Below are 19,153 nucleotides of genomic sequence, written 5' to 3'. Positions count from 1 at the left end.
CGACACGCGGGCGAAGCCGCGTACCTACCCACACACCGCCGCGCGGTCCAGCAAGGCCTGTGCCTGCGCCAGGTGCAGGCGTTCGACCATGGCCCCGTTCACGCGGATCGCGCCACGTGCGGCGGCCTCGGGTGCCGCGAAGGCCGCGACGATGGCCTGCGCCTCCGCCACCTCGGCCGGGCCGGGCGAAAAGGCGACGTGCGCCGCGGCGATCTGGTTCGGATGGATCAGGCTCTTGCCGTCGAAGCCGTAAAGCCGCGCCTGGCCGCACTCGGCGGCCAGACCCTCCGCGTCGTCCAGCCGGTTGAACACGCCGTCGATGGCCAGAAGATCATGCGCCCTGGCCGCGGCCACGATGGCGCTCAGCCACGGCTTCATCGGCTCGCGGTCCGGCGACGGTCCCGTGCCCAGCGCCTTGGCCAGATCGTTGACGCCCAGCATCAGCGCCCTCAGGGGACCGCCCGCCGCCGCGATCTGGGCCAGACCGAGCAGCGCCCGGGGCGTCTCGATCATCGCGAACAGCCGCACGGCCTCGCCCATCCGGGCCTCATAGGCGTCGACTGTGCCGGCCTCCTCGACCTTGGGGGCCACAATCCAGTCGAGGCGTAGCCCCGCCAGCGCGGCCAGATCGGCCTCGCCCCATTCGGTGCCCAAGGCGTTGACGCGCACGCCGACCTGACCGCGAAACCCGCCCGCGCGTACGGCCTCGACCGCCGCCGCCCGCGCCTCGGCCTTCATCTCCGGCGCGACCGCGTCCTCCAGGTCCAGCACGGCCAGGTCGCAGTCCAGCCCTCGCGCCTTCTCGATGGCCCGTGCGTTGGAGGCCGGCAGGAACAGGACGCTGCGGACCAGCGTGACCATCAGACCCGCCCGGTCACCGGCACCAGGGCCCCCGTCATCGCCCGGCTGTCGGGCGAGGCGAGGAACAGGATCACCTGCGCCAGATCGGCAGGGGCGACCCAGGTCGCGGGATTCGCGTCCGGCATGTCCGCCCGGTTCGCCGGGGTGTCGATGATCGAGGGCAGGACGGCGTTGACCGTCACCGACGTCGATTTCAGTTCCTCGGCCAGGGCCTGAGTCAGGCTGTGGACCGCCGACTTCGACGCCGCATAGGCCCCCATGCCCGCGCCGGCCTTCAGCGCGGCCGCAGACCCGACATTGACGATCCGCCCGTCGGCCGAGCCCTTCAGATGGGGCAGGGCGGCCCGGCTGGCGTTCAGGGCGGTGGTCAGGTTCAGGGCGAACATCCGGTCCCAGGCCGGCGTGTCGTCATCCGTCTTCTGCCAGACGAAGCCTCCGGCGATGTTCAGCACCGCATCGATGCGTCCGAAACGGTCGATCACCTGCGTCATCGCCGATTGAGCGGCGGCGGCATCGGTCAGGTCCACGCCCGCGATCTCCAGCGCGCCGTCGGGGGCCGCCTCGCCGCTCGCGTGGTCGATCAGCGCGACCTTGAGGCCCCGCGACAGCGCCGCCTCGACGACGGCCCGGCCCAGCACGCCGTGCCCGCCCGTGACCACCACCACCCGTTCGTTCATGCGTCTGCTCCGAAAACCTTGGCCATCAGCCGTTCCAGCGCCTCGGCGTCCACCGTATCGAAGGCCGCCTTGGACGTCGCGTCCACGTCAAAGACGGCGATCAGTTCGCCGGCCGGTCCGAACACCGGCACCACGATCTCGCTTTCCGATCGACCGTCGCAGGCGATGTGGCCGGGAAAGGCATGCACGTCCTTGACGATCTGGGTCTGGCGCGTGTCCGCGGCCGTGCCGCAGACGCCCCGGCCGAAGGCGATCCGCAGGCATCCCAGCGTGCCCTGATAGGGGCCCACGACCAGTTCGCGCTCCCGGTGGGGATCGACGACGTAGAAGCCGGTCCAGAAGTAGTCGCCAAAGGCATCCGCCAGCATCGAGGCGACCGTGGCCATGCGCGCCACGCGATCCGGCTCCCCGTCCAGCACCGCCAGGATTTCCGATTCGATCTCCAGATAGGCCGCGGCCTTGTCCGTCGGACGGTCGTTACGGGCGACATAGGACATCGGATCGGGCCATGGAGGATCGGAACAGGAGCGGGTGGATATAGATCGCCGACGTCGCCAGCGCGAGGCCGCGACCGTGCTTCCGGGGTAAACCGCTGTTTTCTGTGGACGAAGCTTGGCCGCGCCATATTTCTGCCGGTCTACGGCAACGCTTTGTCACCGAACGCCGTTAACCATGACTGGACCAGAACGCTGGTTTCGGAAATGGTTAACGCAGCCAGAGTGTGGATCGGCCTTCGGGGAACGGGATGAGAGTAGTGCGCGATGGCGATGCGAGCCCTGACGACCGCCGACGCCGCCGCGTCGGCGGGCCGGCCGCGGCCATCGTGGTCCTGGCTTTGACCGCCGGGACACTGGCCGCCTGCGGGGACAATGGCGCGGCCTTCTGGCGTCGCAGCGACAGCGCGGCCGCCAACCAGTGCCCCCGCCCGCAATCGATCACCGGCCCGGAGTTCAATGCCCAGGAAGCGGGCCTGCGCCTGCTGAGGCGCGAGGCGTTTCGGGGCGATTTCTTTGCCCAGCTGGAGCTCGGCTCCCGCTACGCCGCCATTCGCGCCACCGACAAGAACATCGAGGACCCGATCGAAAGCGCGGTCTGGACCGGTCTGGCGCTCGCCAACGACGAAGGCTACGCGCCGATCAACCGCGTCAACCGGGGCGGCTGGGGCGGTTTCCGCCCCGCCTCGCGCTACGACGACTGCCGCGCCTGGGAACGCCACGTCGCCTATCAGCGGCTGGACCGGCAGCTGGCCCAGATGACCATCGACGAACAGGCCGCCGTTCGCGATCGCATGATCTATGTGCTGTCGACCCAGGACGCCGAGGGCTTCCGCACCCTGGCCCGGCTGCACGATGTCCTCTACGGCCCCTATGGCGAGCCGTCCGACAACCGCGAGGCGCGCGAGGCGGTCGGGCGCGGCAACGGCGCCGGGCAGGGTAGGGGCGGCTACTACTCGGCCGCCGCCCTGTTCCCCCGCAACGACGTCGACGCCTATCTCTACAACTACCTGGCGACCCAGACGGGCGACGTGGGGTCCTATGTCCTGCTCAAGGACTTCGAGCGGTCGTCGCCGAACCGGTCCCGGTACGGGGCCTTCGTGGAGGCCAAGGCCCGCCAGTGGGTCCCGCCGTTCGAGTTCTATCCCAACGATGCGCCGGCCTCGGGCGTCCCCTTCTCGGACGAGAGCCGGCCGCGGGGCGACGCCTACGAATATGCCCTCGGCCGCATGACCGAGCTGCCGTTCATCCACGTCGGGCGGGCGCTCCGCTATCTCGGCGTCACCGAGACCGTGGCGTCGGCCCCCAACGACCTGTCGGCCCGGCAGATCCAGTCGCTGGAGGCCATGCTGGGCCACGACATGGAATCGCGGCTCTCGTATCTGGAGATGGTCCGCGCCATCCAGCTGGCCGCCGTCAACGGCTCGTCCGAGGCCCAGCTGGTGCTGGCTGTGATGTATTCCGAAGGCATCGGCGTCCCCACCGACTACGCCCGCGCCTTCCACTGGTACTCGCAGGCCGACAGACAGGGGTCGCCGGAGGCCAAGTTCGCCATCTCGACCTATTTCGCGCTCGGCGTCGCCGGGGTCGCCGACCAGGACAAGGCCGAGGCCGTGGCGTCCCGCATCGATTCGGCGCTGGCGGGCTTCGGCCCCTCCGCCTCCCGTCTCCAGGCCGTCCTGTCCCAGGTTTCCCGCTCGCAGCGCCGTTAGGAGGGGCTGAACACATGAAAACGCTTATTCTCGCCGCCTCCGCCCTGGCCCTGACGCTTTCGGTGCCCCCCGAGGTGTCGGCCCAGACCGCGGCCCGCGTCGAAAGCCAGACGCGCCCCAACTTCGGCCTGTTGCTGGATCCCCCGTCCGGCCAGCGCAGCCGGCCGCGCACGCATCGGCGCTGGTCTTACGGCGATCGCTACCCCGGCTGGAACGGCGCACCCCCGCCGGTCTACCGGCCGAACGGCTCCGAAGAGATCGTGCTCGTCGACTGCGGCGGAAATCCCGGCACCGGCGCGGTGGAGGCGGCGGTCCACCGGGTTCGTCCCGGCGGCACCCTGGTGATCCGGGCCCGCGGCGGGGCCTGCGTCGGCTGGCTCAATGTCGACAAGCCCCTGACCATCATCGGCGAGGGCGGGTTCGACCCGCGCCGCTGGAACGAGAACCCGTCCGCCAGCCTGCAGGCCCCCGACGGCCTGCCCTGCATCACGGTTTCGGCAGGGGTGCGGCTCGAGATCCGCGACCTCGTCCTGGCATCGCCCCGGGGCGGCGACGCGGCCTGTATCGTCAACTACGGCGGCCAGGTCATCATGAGCCGCGCGGGCATCCGCCATTCGGGCGACGAGGCGGCCATCCTGTCCGACGGGGGACTGGTGGACCTGCGCGACGTCGTCATCGACGCCCGGACCATCGCCCCGGCCATCGTCGCCGACGGCGCGACCCTGACGACCTGGGAGACGGTGGTCACGGGAGCCCAGTCCGGCATCGAGCTGACCCCCGGCGCCGGCGATCCCTCGCGGATCCAGTCGACCACCCTGGCCGGGGTCGAGAGCCCCAACAACTACGGCCCGCGCTCCCTCGGCATCTCCGTCCGGTCGCGCCGGGACTATGGCCGGGTCGAAATTTCGAACACCAAGGTCTGCGGCTATGTCGAGGGCGTGGCCATCGAGGGGGCGTCGGTCACCATCGACGGATCCAAGATCTGCAAGTCCGACAAGGGCGTGGTGCTCTACAATGGCGAGCTCAGCCTGACCAACAGCCGCGTGCGGGCCGATACGGTGGGGGTCGCCATCGCTTCGGGTCGCGCCGTCGTCACCGACAACAGCTTCGTCGGCGTCACCGCGGTGTTCCAGCAGGAGTACCGCGCCCAGCTTACCGCCAGCGGCAATCGCGTCTGGTCCGACAGCCTGTGCCGCCCGACCTATCGGCCGGTCTATCGGGATCGCTACGCGCCCTACTGGGCCCAGGGCGGCCAGGGCTACGAGTGCCAGCGCAGCGCCTATCCGCGCGAATGGTGGGACGACATGGACGGGTCCTACGGCGATCCCTACGACGACTATGCCTACAGCCCGACCGGATACGACCGGTTCCAGCAGGGCTACGGCTGGTACACGGGCCAGGGCCAGTATGTGGATCAGCCGTCCCCCTACGGCGATGACCGCTGGCGCGAGGGCCGCCGCCGCTGGCGCTGACGGTCCTTTCGCCACAGTCCGGTCAGGACTGCGGCGGGACTGCGTCCGAACCGGGGGCGTCTTCGTAGTTCGCCTTGTCAGGCCCGTCGTGGCCCCCGCAAGGATGTGCAAAATGTTGAAGACCTTCGCCGCTCTCGGCGTTTCCGCCCTCGCCCTGGCCGCCGGCTCTGCCTCCGCCCAGGACTGGCAAGGGTTCTATGCCGGTGGCTTCGCCGGCTATCAGCACCAGGTGCAGGACGAGGACGAAACCATCCTCTTCGACACCAACCTGGACGGACGCTTCGGCGACACGGTCAATACGACGGCACCCGCCAACGCCTTCTCGCCGGGCTTCTGCGACGGCCGGCCCCAGGGCAACAACGCCGGCGCAGGCTGCCGGGACGACGATGACGGATCGGGCGAGTTCGGCGCGCGTGCCGGCTACGATTTCCAGACCGGTCCGGTCGTGGTCGGGATCGTCGCCGACTTCAGCAAGGTCAATCCGCAGGACTCGGTCAGCGCCTTCTCGACGACGCCGGCCAACTATGCCTTCAAGCGCGAGGTCCAGCACCTGTTCGGCGCCCGTTTCCGCCTGGGTCTCGCCTATGGCCGCTACCTGCCATACGTCACCGGCGGCTATGCCAGCGCCCAGATCGAGGACAAATACTCCACCTCGAACACCGCCAACAGCTTCACGCCGACGACCCAGAGCCAGGACGCCGACGGCTATCAGCTGGGCGGCGGCATCGAAACCCGGGTCACGTCGAACTTCAGCGTGGGTCTCGAATATCTCTACACCGACATCGACGCCGATCCGCTGACCGTCCGGACGGGCCCGGGCACCGCGCCGCCGACCTCGAACCCCTTCCTGCTGGTCAATGCCGCGGGCACCGACCAGCGTCGCTCCAGCGACAAGGTCGAACTGCACGCGTTCCGCATCACGGGGGCCTGGCGCTTCTAGGCCACGGCATTCGCAGGAAACATGGGCCCGGTCTGTTCGCAGGCCGGGCCTTTTGCCGTCTGGAGCTCGGTAGGCGCGGAGGGACTCGAACCCCCAACCAGACCGTTATGAGCGGTCGGCTCTAACCATTGAGCTACGCGCCCGCCGAACGGCATCGCCTAGCAGGGGCCGCACATCGGGGAAAGTCCACGCTCAAGCAGCGAGACGCCGCGCGTCGAGCGGTAGCGTGCGAAGGATGCCCACGCTCAAGCAGCGAGACGCAGCGCATTGGCGGCAGCGCGCCGATGCGCGCCATCACCTTGCGCCGATGTCATGCAGATGAACGGTTTCTGCCGATGGGACCCGCCCCCTGTTCAGGCGTTCAAGGCCAAGGTTCCACCACGGTCCTCGCAGAGAACTGAGGACCGTCCCAGGAATCGTTCTCGATGAGGCTATCCATGACCCGCTCCCTTCCCGCCCTGATGTTGGGCGCCGCCCTCGTCGGCCTGTCCGCGCCGGCCGCCCTCGCACAATCGGCTCCGATGGAGATGCATGCCATGACCGCCGCGCCCGCGCTGAACCTGTCGGCCTATGGCGAGGTGAAGGTTGCGCCCGACATGGCCACCATCACCTTCGGCGTCATGACCGAGGCGCCGACGGCGCAGGCCGCCATGGCCGACAACGCCCGGCGCATGCAGGAGGTCTTCGCCGCCCTCGGCCGCGCGGGGATCGCCGACCGGGACATCCAGACCTCGGGCCTGAACCTGTCGCCGCAGTATGACTACGTCCAGAACGAGCCGCCGAAACTGCGCGGCTACCAGGCGTCGAACCGCGTCACGGTCAACATCATGGACCTGACGAAGGTCGGCACCACCGCCGACGCCGTGGTCTCGGCCGGGGTCAACCAGATCGACGGCATCGCCTTCGGCCTGAAGGATCCCAAGGCCGCCGAGGATCAGGCCCGCGTCCTGGCCGTCCGGGCCCTTCAGGACAAGGCCCGCCTGTATGCCCAGGCCCTGGGGGTCGAGCTCGGTGCCGTCCGCACCCTGAACGAGGGGGGAGGCTACCAGCCGCCCCAGCCGATGCCGATGTATGCGGCCCGCATGCAGATGGCCGAAAGCGACTCGACGCCCGTCGCCGCCGGCCAGCTGGCCGTCCGCATCGACATCACCGGGACCTACGATCTGGGGCGGTGAGTCCTTCGGTCTCCTCCCCATCGCCGAAGGGCGATGGGGAGGTGTCCCCTCGCGATCAGCGAAGGGACGGAGGGGGCGACTCGGTGGGAACAGGCGAGCACCCGCCGGCCCTCACTTCAGACAGCGGGTCGCCCCCTCCGTCTCGCCGCTCCGCGCCGAGCCACCTCCCCATTCGCCTTCGCGAACGGGGAGGAGACGCTATTCATCACCACAACTGTTGCAGTTCTCTCCGGCCATCCTATGTTAGCGTCCACGCAACAGCGCTGCGGGACGTCCCGCGGCCGGAGACACGACGATGATCGAGCGCAGACCGTTCGAGAGCCTGGGTGGAGCCAACCACGGCTGGCTGAACGCCAAACACCATTTCTCCTTCGCCAACTACTATGATCCCAAGCGCATGAGCTGGGGCAATCTGCGCGTCTGGAACGACGACGAGATCGCCGCCGGGTCCGGCTTTCCGCCGCACCCGCACTCGGACATGGAGATCATCACCTATGTCCGCGAAGGGGCGATCACCCATGAGGACAGCCTGGGCAACAAGGGCCGCACCGAGGCCGGCGACGTCCAGGTGATGAGCGCCGGCACCGGCATCCGCCACGCCGAATACAACGCCGAGCCGACCCTGACCCGCATCTTCCAGATCTGGATCGAGCCGACGAAGCGCGGCGAGGCCCCGGCCTGGGGCGCCAAGCCCTTTCCCAAGGGCGACCGCGCGGGACAGTTCGTCGTGCTGGCCTCGGGCTTCGAGGGGGACAATGACGCCCTGCCGATCCGCACCGATGCCCGTATCGTCGGCGCGACCCTGAAGGCGGGCGAAAGCGCGACCTATCCGCTCGGCGCCAGCCGCCGGGGCTATCTGGTCCCGGCCAGGGGCGAGGTCGAGGTCAATGGCGTCCGCCTGAATGCCCGCGACGGCGCGGCCATCACGGGCGAGGACACCCTGACGGTGACCGCCGTCAACGACGCGGAAATCGTCCTGGTCGACGCGGCCTAGGTTGCCAATCGGTCCGTCCGGCCTACCGTCGGACGGACCCTTTCTCTGACTCAGGATCGAAACGCATGGCCACCTATACTGCCGCCTCCATCTCTTCCTGGCAGCCCCGCGGCCTGGCCGTCCTGCGAATCGTCACGGGCCTGACCTTCCTGGCCCACGGCGTCATCAAGCTGTTCGGCTTTCCCGACGGCGCCGAGCCGGGCCGGCAGGCCATCGCCTCGCTGATGGGCGTGGGCGGTGTTCTGGAGGTGGTCGGCGGGCTGCTGATCACCCTGGGCCTGTTCACCCGTCCGACGGCCTTCATCCTGTCGGGCATGATGGCCGTGGCCTACTGGATGTTTCACGCCCCCGGTTCGCTGTACCCGGCGGTGAACGGCGGCGACGCGGCCATCCTGTTCTGCTTCATCTTCCTCTACCTGGTCACGTCCGGCCCCGGCGCGTGGAGCCTGGACGGCGCGCGCCGGCGGTAGAACTGAAGATTGATGTCCCTCCCCGATCGGGGAGGGTGGTCGGAGCGCAGCGGAGACCGGGTGGGGCGGGCAAGGCGAGCCAGACCTAGGTCGGCGCGGCCTTGCCTTGCAGCCCCCACCCGGTCGCTGCGCGACCTGCCTCCCCCGAGGGGGAGGGAAAAGGGCCCAAGTGTCCGCTCCCCACCGTCGAGTTGTCCGCGCTGGCCTCGAATTCCCCAATCCGATCAACGCCCGATCCTCACAGGCAGCGTCCGGACGCGCCTGCATCGGAAACGCGTTTATCCTTTTGCCGTCCCGTTGCGAGGGGAAGGCGTCCTGGGCCCAGGACCCGGACGCGCGGCGGGGTCGATCGCAGGGCATGCCGGGGCGAAACCCCGGGTCCGGCGGCGCACTGGGCGTCGTCGCCTGTCGTGGGCTAAGACTCGGAAAGGGACAAATCGGGACAGGACCAAGGCGTCGGGGAAGAGGCCCCCGGCGTTGCCCGACACAAGACATCCCGCCCCCGAACGCTTGCGAAAACCGGTCGAGCGGAGCCAAGGCGACCACGCCGAAACTCTTCTACAGGCGGCCGTCGGCGACGGCGGTCGTCACGGTCCCGGGCGAGATCGCCCTGGCTCCGCCGCTTCCCCGACCCGTTCACAGCGGAAGAGCGATGGGTCACGTCTCCTCCCCGTCCGAAGGATGGGGAGGTGGCTGCGAGCCCTTGCGAGCAGACGGAGGGGGCGACCGGGTCTCGACCGGCGAGCACCCGAAGCCCTCACCCCAGGCACCGTCTCGCCCCCTCCGTCACGGCGCGAAGCCGCGCCGTGCCTGAGGACGGCTCGTATACAAGCCGCCCGCAGCCCCATTGCTTCGCAACGGGGCGGAGAACACCGGCCTCACAATCATCCGCAGGGAGTCATCGATGACCGGCCGGAATTCACAGCACCCCGATCATGCTCGCCACCAGCGGATGCCGGACGATGTCGCCCTCGGCCAGACGCACGACCGCGATCTCCGGCACCGCCTCCAGCCGGGTGGCGATGTCCGCCAGGCCCGACAGCGACGGCAGCAGGTCCGTCTGGCCCGGATCGCCCGTCACCACCATGTTGGAATGCCAGCCCAGCCGCGTCAGCAGCATTTTCAGCTGCACGTAGGTGCAGTTCTGGGCCTCGTCGATGACGATGAAGGCGTTGTTCAGCGTGCGCCCGCGCATATAGCCGACCGGGGCGATCTCGATCAGGCCTTCGGCCATCAGGGCCCCGACCCGCTTCATCGACAGCCGGTCCGACAGGGCGTCGTAGAGCGGGCGCAGATAGGGGGCCAGCTTGTCCTCCATGGCCCCGGGCAGGAAGCCGATCGATTCGCCGGCCTCGACGGCGGGACGGCTCAGCACGATGCGGCCGACCTTGCCGGCCTCCAGCGCCTCGACCGCCTTGGCTACCGCCAGATAGGTCTTGCCCGTGCCTGCCGGGCCGAGCGCCAGGGTCAGGTTGTGGGTGTCGATGGCGTTCAGCAGCTGGGCCTGTCCCTCGGACTTGGGCTTCAGCGTCTTCAGATAGCCCTGCTCGCGATCGTCGTTGGACGGATGCGGCGACCAGGCCCCCCGGCTCTGCGGTGTGGGCAGCCGGCGCACCTTGGCGTCCTGGCCATAGTCGGGGCCGTCGAAGGCTCCACCTTCACGGGATTGACGTTTCAGGGCGGCGCGCTTGGTCATGGCAGGCTCCGAGACATGAAAAAAGGCGACGCCGGAATGGCATCGCCTCGATCGAGGGTGGGGAGGAAACAGAGAGCGCCGACAGGCCGTCCGGGGTCGGAGATGTATCCCACATCCAGCGGGAAGACCCGCCGCATACCCGAACGCGTCACGCACGCTCTCCAGGGCTCTGACCGGACCGGGGTTGATCCGGCTTCTGATCCGGGGCCGAAATGGCGGCCACGAATCGCATCAACACATTGATGCTAACGTGGTTTACGAAGGCTTAAAGCCCTCATTTGCTTGAGATAAGGTGATGGTTCCATGACGATCTATTCGCTGGCGGACAAGAAACCGCAGCTGCCGCCCGAGGGCGAATACTGGATCGCGGACAATGCTGTGGTCATTGGAGACGTGATTCTGCGGTCGGGCGCCAGCGTCTGGTTTGGCGTCACCGTGCGGGGCGACAACGATCCGATCACGATCGGCCGCAACACCAACATCCAGGACGGCAGCGTCCTGCATTCCGACCCGGGCGAGCCGCTGACCATCGGGGACAACGTCACGGTCGGGCATATGGCCATGCTTCACAGCTGCACCATCGGCGACAACACCCTGATCGGCATCGGCGCGGTCGTGCTGGGCCGCGCGGTGATCGGGAAGAACTGCCTGATCGGCGCCAATGCCCTGATCACCGAGGGCAAGGTCATTCCCGACGGGTCGCTGGTCATGGGCCAGCCGGGCAAGGTCGTCCGGTCGCTGGACGAGGGTCAGATCGCGGCGCTGGCCGCCTCGGCCGACCACTATGTGCAGAACTGGAAGCGGTATGCGCAGGGCCTGACCGAGGTCTAGGCGATACGCCGTCCGTCGATGGCGGCCAGGGTCAGCGGGGGGCGTCCTGCCACGCCGACGCCGACCGACAGGCGGGCGCTGAGCGGCCCGACCGCCTCGCGGCGGCGTTCCTGCTCCTGGGCGGACTGATAGAGGCCCAGCAGCCGGTCGGCCTCGCCGTCCGGTCCGCGCAGGGGGGCGATGACGATCTCGAGCACGCCGCGCAGGCGGGCGGCTTCGGCCACCATGACGACCGGGCGGGCTTCGCGGAAGGTCTGGACGAGCGCCGCGGCCACCAGCGCCCGGCTTTCGGGAGCCCACAGGTCAAGCCAGCTCACGCCGCGCATGGGCCGGCCGTGCAGGGTCTCGATCCAGGCCCCGGCCAGGCGGAAGGTCGCGCCGTCGGGCGAACGGTCGGCGGTGAAGAGCTGCGGCACCAGCCGGCCCAGTCGCATCGGCTCGAAGCGCGCGCGGGGCGGAATCGGGCCTGCGGCGGGCAGGGCGGCCCAGTGGTCGATCAGGGTCTGTGTGCCGGGATGGAACATGCGCCTCGCCTTCGAAGGACGAGGCGCAATCGATGGGCCAGGATACGGAAAGACGCCTTGGCAATGGAAACGCAAGGGTTTTGCCCGCAGATGGTCCCTTGGACCGGCCCGCGTTTCGTTGGGGCCGGCGATGGAATCTTCAGGAGCCTGGCCCATGCGGGTGGCGATCAAGATCTGGCTGCCGGTGGTGGCAGGGGCCTTCACGGGCACCATGGCCCTGTTCAGCCTGGCCGGACCGGCCTCGGCGCAATGCAGTTCGGGCTGTACGCCTCCGCCTCCGCCCCCGTGCGGATCGTGCCAGCCGCCGCCCCCGCCACCCCCGCCGCCGCCGCCGCCGGACTGCTGCACCCCGCCGCCGCCGCCGGGCTATCCGCCGTATGGCGGCGACATCAACGTCAACGTGAACGTCAATGCCAATGCGAACGCCAACGCCGGTGCAACGGCGGCCGCGCGCGCCGGCATCAACGCCCGCCTGAACAGCTACGGCAATGTCCGTGGCGGCGGGGGAGGCGGGGCCTACTTCAGCGTCGAACAGCCCTATCCGACCGTGATCCAGGGGCTGAACGTCGAGGCCGGGGCCGTCGCCCAGGTCATCCGCGTGCCCTACGAAGCTCGCCGGCGCTGGGAAAAGCGCGTCGTGATCCAGGCCTTCTGCATCGACGACCGCGACGTCCCGCACCCGGCATCCCAGGTCACGGGTGGCCGTGATGTCTACGACGGCTATGAAGGCGAACTTTACCGCTGCATCGCCGGCACCCGCCTGCAGGTCACCTGGTCGGAATGGACCGGGCAGGTCAGTTTCGAGGGCGGCCAGACCTTCGCCTGCCAGAAGGGCGAGGCCCTGTGGCGCGACCGGGCCGGGGACCTGCGCTGCAAGACCCAACTGGTGGAACGTGACTGCAACGAACGCTCGCTGCTGCGCCGCTATGGGGCGGGCATCAAGGTGCTCGTCTGGGTCAAGGAAGAAATCTACACCGAATACCGCGAAGAGGTCGTCCAGGCGCAGGGCATCTCGATCACCGGGGCGTCGATGATGCTGGACGGCGGCGTCGGCGGTCGGGTGTTCTGAGCCTGAATGCCGGACAACGGCCCGTTCAGCCTGTGCGCAGGGCGGGTCGCGTAGAGATCGACCGTCGGGTTCATCGCCGACGATCCTGAGAAGACTGAAAGGCCCCGGAGCGAAAGCCCCGGGGCCCTTTTTCGGTCTATTGCGCGGCCGCGTTGGCCGAGGTGACCTGCGCCCGCCACGCCTTCTCGGGCACCAGATATTTGCGGGCCGCCGCCTGGATGTCGGCGGGGGTCAGGGCTTCCAGATCGCTGATGTGGGTCAGGGTCTGCTGGATCGTCTCCGGACGGGCGGCGACGTCCTCCAGTTGGCCCAGCCAGTACTCGTTCCCGGCCTGGCTGCGACGCAGGGCCTCGATGGTGGGGGCCCGGGCCCGGTTCAGCTCGTCCTCGTCGATCGGCGTGTCACGCAGCGAGGCGGCGATGACGTCGATCGCTGTGAAATAGGCACCGAGATTTTCGGGCGTCGTCTGGGCGTTGACGAAGATCGAGCCGTAGCCGGGGTAGACCTCCGATGCGCTGGACTCGACGCCGGGCGAATAGGCCAAGGCCTGACGCTCGCGAATCTCGTCCAGAACCCGAAGCTCCATGACGTCGGCCAGAATCCCGACGGTGCGCGCCTCGGTGCGATCGGCGATCTGGTCGGTCGTCGGCCAAGCGATGTAGCCGAGCGCCTGTTCCGGCGGGCCGTTGTGGGTCAGGGCCACCGGGGTCGACGTACCCGCCGGGAAGCGAAGCGCGTCTGAGCCGGGAAGCGGTGCGGGTGCGGCCGGACGGGCCGGCAGGGCCGCGAGGGTCGAACCGACGGCCGCGATGGCGTCGTCCACCGTCACGTCGCCGACCATGACCACGCTGATCGGACCCTGCGACAGACCGCTGGTGACCTGTGCCTTGAGCTGATCGTTGGTGAAGCCCGCGACCTGTTCGGCCGTCGGGAAGGTCTGACGCGCGTCGCCCGAAGCCAGCAGGCCACTGGACTGGATGGCGAAGGCCCCGCCGGGCGTGGCCGACTGCTGGGCGATGATCTGCGGGAAGACGGCCTTGATCTGCTCGAACGGTGCCGGACGCAGGCCGGGGTCGGTCAGGTAGGCGGTCAGCAGCTGCATCTCCAGCGCGAGATCCTGCGGCCGTGTCGCGCCCGCCAGCTGATACGCATCGCCGTCGGTCGAGAAACTGGCTCCGAAGATCCGGCCGCTGAGAACGCGGGCCAGCTCGTCGGCCGTCAGCTTGCCGAGACCACCGGCCGCGAAGGTGAAGCCGGCCAGGGTCTGGGCCTGGACCTGGTTGGTCGGCATGCCGAGCTCGCCGATGCCGGTCCGGACCGTCATCAGGATCTGCTCGTCGCGGAACGTGGTCGGCTTGACCACGAGCGTCGTGCCGTTGGCGAAGGTGACCAGGGTGGCGCCGACCTCGGTCAGCTCTCGGCGTTCCGTGGGCTGGGCGGGCGTGCCGAAGCTCGCATAGGGCCATTCGGCGGCGGCCTGTGCGACGCGGGCCGTGACTGCTGTGGCCTCCGAGGCCTGAAGCATGGCGGTGACGGCCGCTTCCCCGCCCTCGATCTCTTCCGGCGTCACGACGAGCGCCAGCGGGCCCTGGCCTTCGAACACCGGCTTGACCGCCGCGTCGACCTGGGCCGGCGTCAGACCGTCAACGGCGGCGTTGAAGATTTCCAGGTTCGTCTGAGGCGTCGAGAAGACGCGGTCGTCATTGGTGGCCGTCAGAAGGCCATTGACCAGTCCGGGCGTCGAACGGGTCGCCGCGGCTGCGACGGCATTTTCGAGGCTGGTCCGGGTGTCGGTGATCTCACGCTGCAGTTCGGCCTCGGTCACGCCGAACTGGATCAGGCGACGCTGCTCCTGCTCTGCCGTCTCCAGCGCGCGCTGCAGGCCGCCGGGATTGAAGTTGGCCGTCAGGGTCGAGATGTCGATGCTGTCGAACAGGGTGTTGCTCGAGGCACCGGCGGCGATGAAGGGCGGGTTGTCCGCGCGGGCGATCTCGCCCAAGCGACGGTTGAGGACCGCCAGGCCCAGGCCACGCAGGATTCGCGAGCGACGCTCCGCGACAGTGTCGGGATCCCGGTCCGGGTTGGCGACCCAGTTCAACTGGACCGACGACTGCACGCCCGGCTCGACCAGGATGCGGGTCTCTTCCTCGCGCGGGGCGACCTGACCCAGATCCGGCTCGGGACCGTCGGGGGCCTTGGGCTCCCAGCCTTCGAAGGCGGACCGGATCTTCTGCTCCATCACGTCGACGTCGAAGTCGCCGACGGCGAACATCGTCGCCCGGGACGGCCTGTAGTAGGCGTTGTAGAAATCGACGAAGCGCTGCCGAGGCGCGGTGCGGATGACCTCGAGATCGCCGATCGGGAACCGTTGGGAGACCCGCTGACCCGGAGCCAGCAGGGCGAACTGGGCCTTGGCCGAGCGCAGGCCGGGGGTGTTGCGCGTGCGCTCCTCACCCTCGATAACACCGCGTTCGGCATCGATGTCGTCGGCCTCCATCAAGGCCTCTGACACCTGCTCGCGCATGATCCGGAGGCCCGTGTCGACCGTCTCATCGTTCGTGCGGGGCAGTTCCAGCTGGTAGAAGGTCTGGTCCCAGCTGGTGGCGGCATTGGTGTCGGCCCCGAACGCCAGGCCCAGGCGCTCCAGAATCCGCAGCAGCTCGTTCTCGGGGATATTGGTCGTGCCGTTGAAGGCCATGTGTTCCATGAAGTGGGCCAGACCCAGCTGGTCCTCATTCTCCATCAGCGATCCGGCGTCGATCCGCAGACGCAGCGAGGCCTGGCCGGGCGGAGTGGCGTTGCGCAGGATGGCATAGCGCATGCCGTTCGGCAGTTGCCCGAAGCGGACGGCTGGATCGGCCGGGATGTCGCTGGCGGCCTGGGGCCACGGATCAGAGGGCTGGGCCGTTGCGGCCGTCTGGGCCAGCGCGGCACCGGACAGCGGTCCAGCCAGAAGGGCGAGGCCGGATACAGCGGCAAGCAGAAGGCGGCGAGGGGTCATGACGGCTCCAGGCGAAGGCGGGGCCGCCATGGAAGCGCGGCCCGGATGTGAGTCGGACAGGGGATCGGATCGCCCCGACGCCCAGCCTTCCTCAATCTCGCGGAGCTGTAAAGTGAACTTTACGTCAGACGGTTGTTCGGTCGCAGGTCAGGATCCCGGACGCGACACATAGAAGGTCGCTGTGTTCCCGACGGCCGTCGCGCTGGAGGCAATGGTCCGGCCCGTGCCGTTGATGGTCGTCGTCGACGTGGCCGAGACGGGGCCGGAGTTGGTCTGGCTATTGGTAGCGATCAGATTGCCCTGGCAGGTCGAGCAGACATAGCCGGTCACGGCGTTTCCGACCGCGTCCGCCGAAACATAGGCGTCATAGCCGTTCGTGCCGGCGAACTCGGCGGTGACCTCGATTCCGCCGGAGTTTACCTGGCTGTTGTCGATCTCGAGATAGATGTCGTTGTTGCCGGCGACCACTTCGTTGCCGGTGCCCGCCGCGACGGCGACCGCGCCGCCCCAGTCGTAGCTGGTGACGGTGGCGGAGGCACGGACCTGGGACAGGTTCGACTGGTCGGTGGTGGCGACGACCGAGCCGCCGTCGTTGTACAGCAGGGTCTGGTTTGCGGTGGCGCGGGCGCGCCCGGCCAGGTCCCAGGCATTGGCGGCATTGGCGCTGGTCGAGGCTGTGACCGCATCGCCCGCCGAGCGCTGGCGGATGGTCAGGTTCTGGCTGGACGCGAGGCCCGAGTTCAGGGCGGTCGTGTTGGCGATCGACTGGCTGATGAACTCGGCCGTCGCCGGGATGTACTGGGTTTCGGCGAAGTTTTCGGCGCGGACGCCCGCCTCCGAACGCTGGATCACGGTGCCCGAGACATGCGAGGCGCTGGCGGCCATGGAGGCCGTGTTGCCGATGGCGGTGACGCCGATCGAAGCGCCGCCCAGCAGTCGCGCGGTCGGACCGTTCAGGGTCGAGCCGGCGGTGATCTCCGAGGGACCGACGTCCTGTGTGGCCTCGATCGCGACATCGCCGCCATAGGCGGCCGCGGCCAGATAGTTGCCGCGCGACTGGGTGGTGGCGTTGACCGGGCCTTCCAGATCGCCGTCCAGATTCAGGGTCGTGGTCGAGCGGACGTCGCCGTTCGACGTCTGGGTCGAACTCACCTGGATGTCGCGGTCCTGGGCGGTGGCAGACACGATATTGCCCGAGGCGGAGGTGGTTGCCCCCACTTCGTCAGAGGCCCCCTCGACGTTCAGCGTCTGGCCGGCGATGACGTCGCCCAGGCGCAGCTGGTTGTTCAGGACGATGACACCGTCCTGGGGCGGGGTCCGGGCGAAAGCGCTAGTAGCGGCTGCGACGCACAGCGCTGTCGCGGCGATCGTTCCAGCGAGACGGATCGGCGCGGGTCTGGCCATTGTTCGTTCCCGTGTTGTCGTAGGCGGGGTAATAGCCCCCGGTCGGTCCCACCGTATTCAGCGGGTCGTTTGAGGCATTCAGGCAGACCTCGGGGCCCGGCGCGCCGTACAGGTTGGCCATGAACTCGACCGTGGCCCGTTCAATCAGGGCACGGACAGCCAGCTGGACCGGCTCCATCCCGCCGGTCCCGGCCGAGATGTCGAAGACATTGCCGTTCAGGAAGTCGAACACCCCGGCCGAGATCTCCCGGCCGATGATCTGCTTTTGATACGAGACGACATCGACGACCTCGAGCGTGGTCGTCTGGACCAGGCGCAGGTCGATGGCGATGTTCATCACGAACACCTTGCCCTGCAGGATGCCGGAGCCCGGGACGTCCGTGTCGGTTTCGCCCACGCCGGCGTCGAAGCCGGCAGAGCGGATGTTGTAGTTCACCTCGGTGATGCCGCCGACGAGGTAGAAGTCCGAGCCCGGCACCTGGCCGGCAAGGATGCGGCGATAGTTCGGGTCCTCCGGCGTGCCGCCCTGGTCGCCGATCAGACGGTTGTTGGCGTAGCGCAGTTCCATTTCGGAGATCGAGGTGTCGTAGCGCTCGACCATCTGGGCCCCGGACTTGGCCAGGGCGCTGAAGGCCATCAGGGAGGCCCCGCCGGTTACCTGGCGTCCGCCGTCCGACGACACAGTGCCGGTATAGTCGCTGATCCGGCCGACCGCCATGCGCGGCGAGGGCAGGTTGTAGCGCCTGGCATAGTCGGCGAGGCAATACAGGGCCGAGGAATAGGGGGTCGGGTTCGCGGTCACCGGCGCATTGCCGATCGGCGTCGCGTAACGTCCGTTGGGGCCTGCCACAGGGCTGACGCAGGCCCCGAGCAGGGCGGTCACGGCCATCGTGACGCCGCCGATCTTCAATCGACGGGAGAGGGTGGTCGTTCTCATCAGAAGCCTGTCAGGGTGCCGGTCAGGTCCGTCCGGGCACTGACATTGCCCGTGTTGGTCTGACGCGAGTTGACGATCACCGTGTTGTGGCTGCCCTGGACCACCACGTTCAGATTGTTGCCGATCGCGGTCGAGCCGCCGATGGCCGAACCGCCGCTGGCGTTGCCGGATCCCGACCAGGTCTGGGAGACGCCGCCGGACTGCGCGGAATAGGCCGACGCGCCGGCCTGGATGATTCCATCGACGATCAGGCGATTGCCGTTCTGGTCCCGGGTCGAGCCTGTCTGGGCCGTGGTGACCGACTGGCGCGCGCCACCATAGCCGTTCTGGAACGACGCCATACCCCCCGAACCCGTCGTCTGGGCGAGGGCCGGAGCAGCGATGACGGCAAGGGCCAGGCCCCCGCCGGCTAGGATCTTACGTCTGACGGCCATTCGATATTCCACGCGACACGATCCGCGATGGGCGGTTCTCGTGCCAAAATGGGTCACGGTTATTAAGAACCGCTTGAGATTGTGGAGGACCCACGTTTGCCGACCCGGCTCGGGAGCCAGGGGCCGGCCCGGGCGCAAAGGCCCCGAAATCGATCCGCGCCGCGCCTGCGGCATTGCGGGTCATGGCGATGTCGGTCATCAACCGGCAGCCTGAGCTGGCCCCCAGCAAGGCGGCGCGCAACGTTAAATGGAGGCCGATACGCCCTCGGACCCGAACGCTTCATCTCCCTGGGGATCGCTTGAGCCGCCGCCCGAACGCGAGCGCATGTTCAATGCCCCCTTGCCGGCCGTGCTGCTGGCCGCCTCCATGCCGGCGCTGTATTTCTTCCAAGCCCGGGCCCACACCTATTGGCTGGAGCTGTCCTTCGCGCCGATCGACCTGAGCCAGGGGCGCTATGCGGG

The 19,153-nt window shown here is 68.6% G+C and carries 18 protein-coding genes and 1 tRNA gene (1 of these 19 running past the window's edge); 9 read left to right on the top strand and 10 right to left on the bottom strand.

Annotated elements, in window-relative coordinates; all coding sequences use genetic code 11:
• Nucleotides 1-24: 24 nt before the first annotated feature.
• The 3 genes from BRESU_RS13775 to BRESU_RS13765 are packed head-to-tail and all read right to left on the bottom strand — an operon-like array spanning nucleotide 25 to nucleotide 2,035.
• Nucleotides 25-861, bottom strand: coding sequence for an HpcH/HpaI aldolase/citrate lyase family protein (locus tag BRESU_RS13775; protein ID WP_013270169.1), 837 nt, complete (start codon nucleotides 859-861; stop codon nucleotides 25-27).
• Nucleotides 861-1,538 carry an SDR family NAD(P)-dependent oxidoreductase gene (locus BRESU_RS13770; protein ID WP_013270168.1) on the bottom strand — a complete coding sequence of 226 codons (678 nt, stop codon included), beginning with the start codon at nucleotides 1,536-1,538 and terminating at the stop codon, nucleotides 861-863. Before BRESU_RS13770 ends, BRESU_RS13775 begins: the two co-directional genes overlap by 1 nt.
• Nucleotides 1,535-2,035 carry a GAF domain-containing protein gene (locus BRESU_RS13765; RefSeq protein WP_013270167.1) on the bottom strand — a complete coding sequence of 167 codons (501 nt, stop codon included), beginning with the start codon at nucleotides 2,033-2,035 and terminating at the stop codon, nucleotides 1,535-1,537. Before BRESU_RS13765 ends, BRESU_RS13770 begins: the two co-directional genes overlap by 4 nt.
• 248 nt (nucleotides 2,036-2,283) lie before the next feature.
• Between BRESU_RS13765 and BRESU_RS13760 the strand changes: the two genes are divergently transcribed.
• The 3 genes from BRESU_RS13760 to BRESU_RS13750 all read left to right on the top strand — a co-directional run bounded on the left by BRESU_RS13760 (nucleotide 2,284) and on the right by BRESU_RS13750 (nucleotide 6,156).
• A complete protein-coding gene (locus tag BRESU_RS13760) occupies nucleotides 2,284-3,744 on the top strand; it encodes a tetratricopeptide repeat protein (RefSeq protein ID WP_013270166.1) in 1,461 nt (486 codons plus the stop codon).
• Between the two features lie 14 nt (nucleotides 3,745-3,758).
• Nucleotides 3,759-5,216, top strand: a complete 1,458-nt coding sequence (locus tag BRESU_RS13755) for a right-handed parallel beta-helix repeat-containing protein (protein WP_013270165.1) — start codon at nucleotides 3,759-3,761, stop codon at nucleotides 5,214-5,216.
• A 112-nt stretch (nucleotides 5,217-5,328) separates the two neighbouring features.
• Complete coding sequence (locus tag BRESU_RS13750; protein ID WP_013270164.1) at nucleotides 5,329-6,156, top strand: outer membrane protein; 828 nt, start codon at nucleotides 5,329-5,331, stop codon at nucleotides 6,154-6,156.
• A 70-nt stretch (nucleotides 6,157-6,226) separates the two neighbouring features.
• On the opposite strand, the gene BRESU_RS13745 is transcribed toward BRESU_RS13750, so the two are convergent.
• Nucleotides 6,227-6,299: transfer RNA gene (locus BRESU_RS13745), tRNA-Ile, on the bottom strand.
• Between the two features lie 294 nt (nucleotides 6,300-6,593).
• On the opposite strand from BRESU_RS13745, the gene BRESU_RS13740 reads away from it, so the two are divergent.
• From BRESU_RS13740 to BRESU_RS13730, 3 genes are all read left to right on the top strand, one after another.
• Nucleotides 6,594-7,331, top strand: a complete 738-nt coding sequence (locus tag BRESU_RS13740; RefSeq protein ID WP_013270163.1) for an SIMPL domain-containing protein — start codon at nucleotides 6,594-6,596, stop codon at nucleotides 7,329-7,331.
• A 295-nt stretch (nucleotides 7,332-7,626) separates the two neighbouring features.
• The gene (locus tag BRESU_RS13735; RefSeq protein WP_013270162.1) at nucleotides 7,627-8,325 is read left to right on the top strand and encodes a pirin family protein; all 699 of its coding nucleotides are present in this window, start codon (nucleotides 7,627-7,629) and stop codon (nucleotides 8,323-8,325) included.
• Nucleotides 8,326-8,390: 65 nt separating this feature from the next.
• Nucleotides 8,391-8,795, top strand: coding sequence for a DoxX family protein (locus BRESU_RS13730; protein WP_013270161.1), 405 nt, complete (start codon nucleotides 8,391-8,393; stop codon nucleotides 8,793-8,795).
• A 919-nt stretch (nucleotides 8,796-9,714) separates the two neighbouring features.
• On the opposite strand, the gene BRESU_RS13725 is transcribed toward BRESU_RS13730, so the two are convergent.
• Nucleotides 9,715-10,491 (bottom strand): PhoH family protein, encoded by a 777-nt coding sequence (locus BRESU_RS13725; RefSeq protein WP_013270160.1) that lies wholly within the window; start codon nucleotides 10,489-10,491, stop codon nucleotides 9,715-9,717.
• Nucleotides 10,492-10,794: 303 nt separating this feature from the next.
• On the opposite strand from BRESU_RS13725, the gene BRESU_RS13720 reads away from it, so the two are divergent.
• Nucleotides 10,795-11,322, top strand: a complete 528-nt coding sequence (locus tag BRESU_RS13720; protein ID WP_013270159.1) for a gamma carbonic anhydrase family protein — start codon at nucleotides 10,795-10,797, stop codon at nucleotides 11,320-11,322.
• Here BRESU_RS13720 and BRESU_RS13715 read toward each other — a convergent pair.
• Complete coding sequence (locus BRESU_RS13715) at nucleotides 11,319-11,846, bottom strand: PAS domain-containing protein (RefSeq protein ID WP_013270158.1); 528 nt, start codon at nucleotides 11,844-11,846, stop codon at nucleotides 11,319-11,321. The two genes, BRESU_RS13720 and BRESU_RS13715, sit on opposite strands and share 4 nt — an antisense overlap.
• 154 nt (nucleotides 11,847-12,000) lie before the next feature.
• Here BRESU_RS13715 and BRESU_RS13710 point away from each other — a divergent pair, with 154 nt between their 5' ends.
• Complete coding sequence (locus BRESU_RS13710; protein ID WP_013270157.1) at nucleotides 12,001-12,915, top strand: hypothetical protein; 915 nt, start codon at nucleotides 12,001-12,003, stop codon at nucleotides 12,913-12,915.
• A gap of 136 nt (nucleotides 12,916-13,051) precedes the next feature.
• Here BRESU_RS13710 and BRESU_RS13705 read toward each other — a convergent pair whose 3' ends face one another.
• The 4 genes from BRESU_RS13705 to hfaA form a co-directional block, all read right to left on the bottom strand.
• On the bottom strand, nucleotides 13,052-15,916 hold the full coding sequence (locus tag BRESU_RS13705) for a M16 family metallopeptidase (protein WP_013270156.1): 2,865 nt from the start codon (nucleotides 15,914-15,916) through the stop codon (nucleotides 13,052-13,054).
• 147 nt (nucleotides 15,917-16,063) lie between these two features.
• Nucleotides 16,064-17,320, bottom strand: coding sequence for a holdfast anchor protein HfaD (gene hfaD / locus BRESU_RS13700; protein ID WP_050762513.1), 1,257 nt, complete (start codon nucleotides 17,318-17,320; stop codon nucleotides 16,064-16,066).
• Complete coding sequence (gene hfaB / locus BRESU_RS13695) at nucleotides 17,247-18,257, bottom strand: holdfast anchoring protein HfaB (protein WP_013270154.1); 1,011 nt, start codon at nucleotides 18,255-18,257, stop codon at nucleotides 17,247-17,249. Before hfaB ends, hfaD begins: the two co-directional genes overlap by 74 nt.
• Nucleotides 18,257-18,691: a holdfast anchoring protein HfaA gene (hfaA, locus tag BRESU_RS13690; RefSeq protein ID WP_013270153.1), complete on the bottom strand. Its 435-nt coding sequence runs from the start codon at nucleotides 18,689-18,691 to the stop codon at nucleotides 18,257-18,259. Before hfaA ends, hfaB begins: the two co-directional genes overlap by 1 nt.
• Nucleotides 18,692-19,016: 325 nt before the next feature.
• On the opposite strand from hfaA, the gene BRESU_RS13685 reads away from it, so the two are divergent.
• A protein-coding gene (locus BRESU_RS13685; RefSeq protein ID WP_050762512.1) for a rhomboid family intramembrane serine protease crosses the window boundary here: on the top strand, nucleotides 19,017-19,153 show its beginning. The gene runs 490 nt beyond the window's last position; 137 of the gene's 627 nt are visible here — the first part of the coding sequence; its start codon is at nucleotides 19,017-19,019; its stop codon lies beyond the right edge, outside the window.

Origin of the sequence: Brevundimonas subvibrioides ATCC 15264 (assembly GCF_000144605.1) — a bacterium.
In the GTDB taxonomy this organism is placed as follows: Bacteria; Pseudomonadota; Alphaproteobacteria; order Caulobacterales; family Caulobacteraceae; genus Brevundimonas; species Brevundimonas subvibrioides.
Note: the sequence above shows the minus strand (reverse complement) of the source record. Positions and strands in the feature narration are given on the sequence as shown.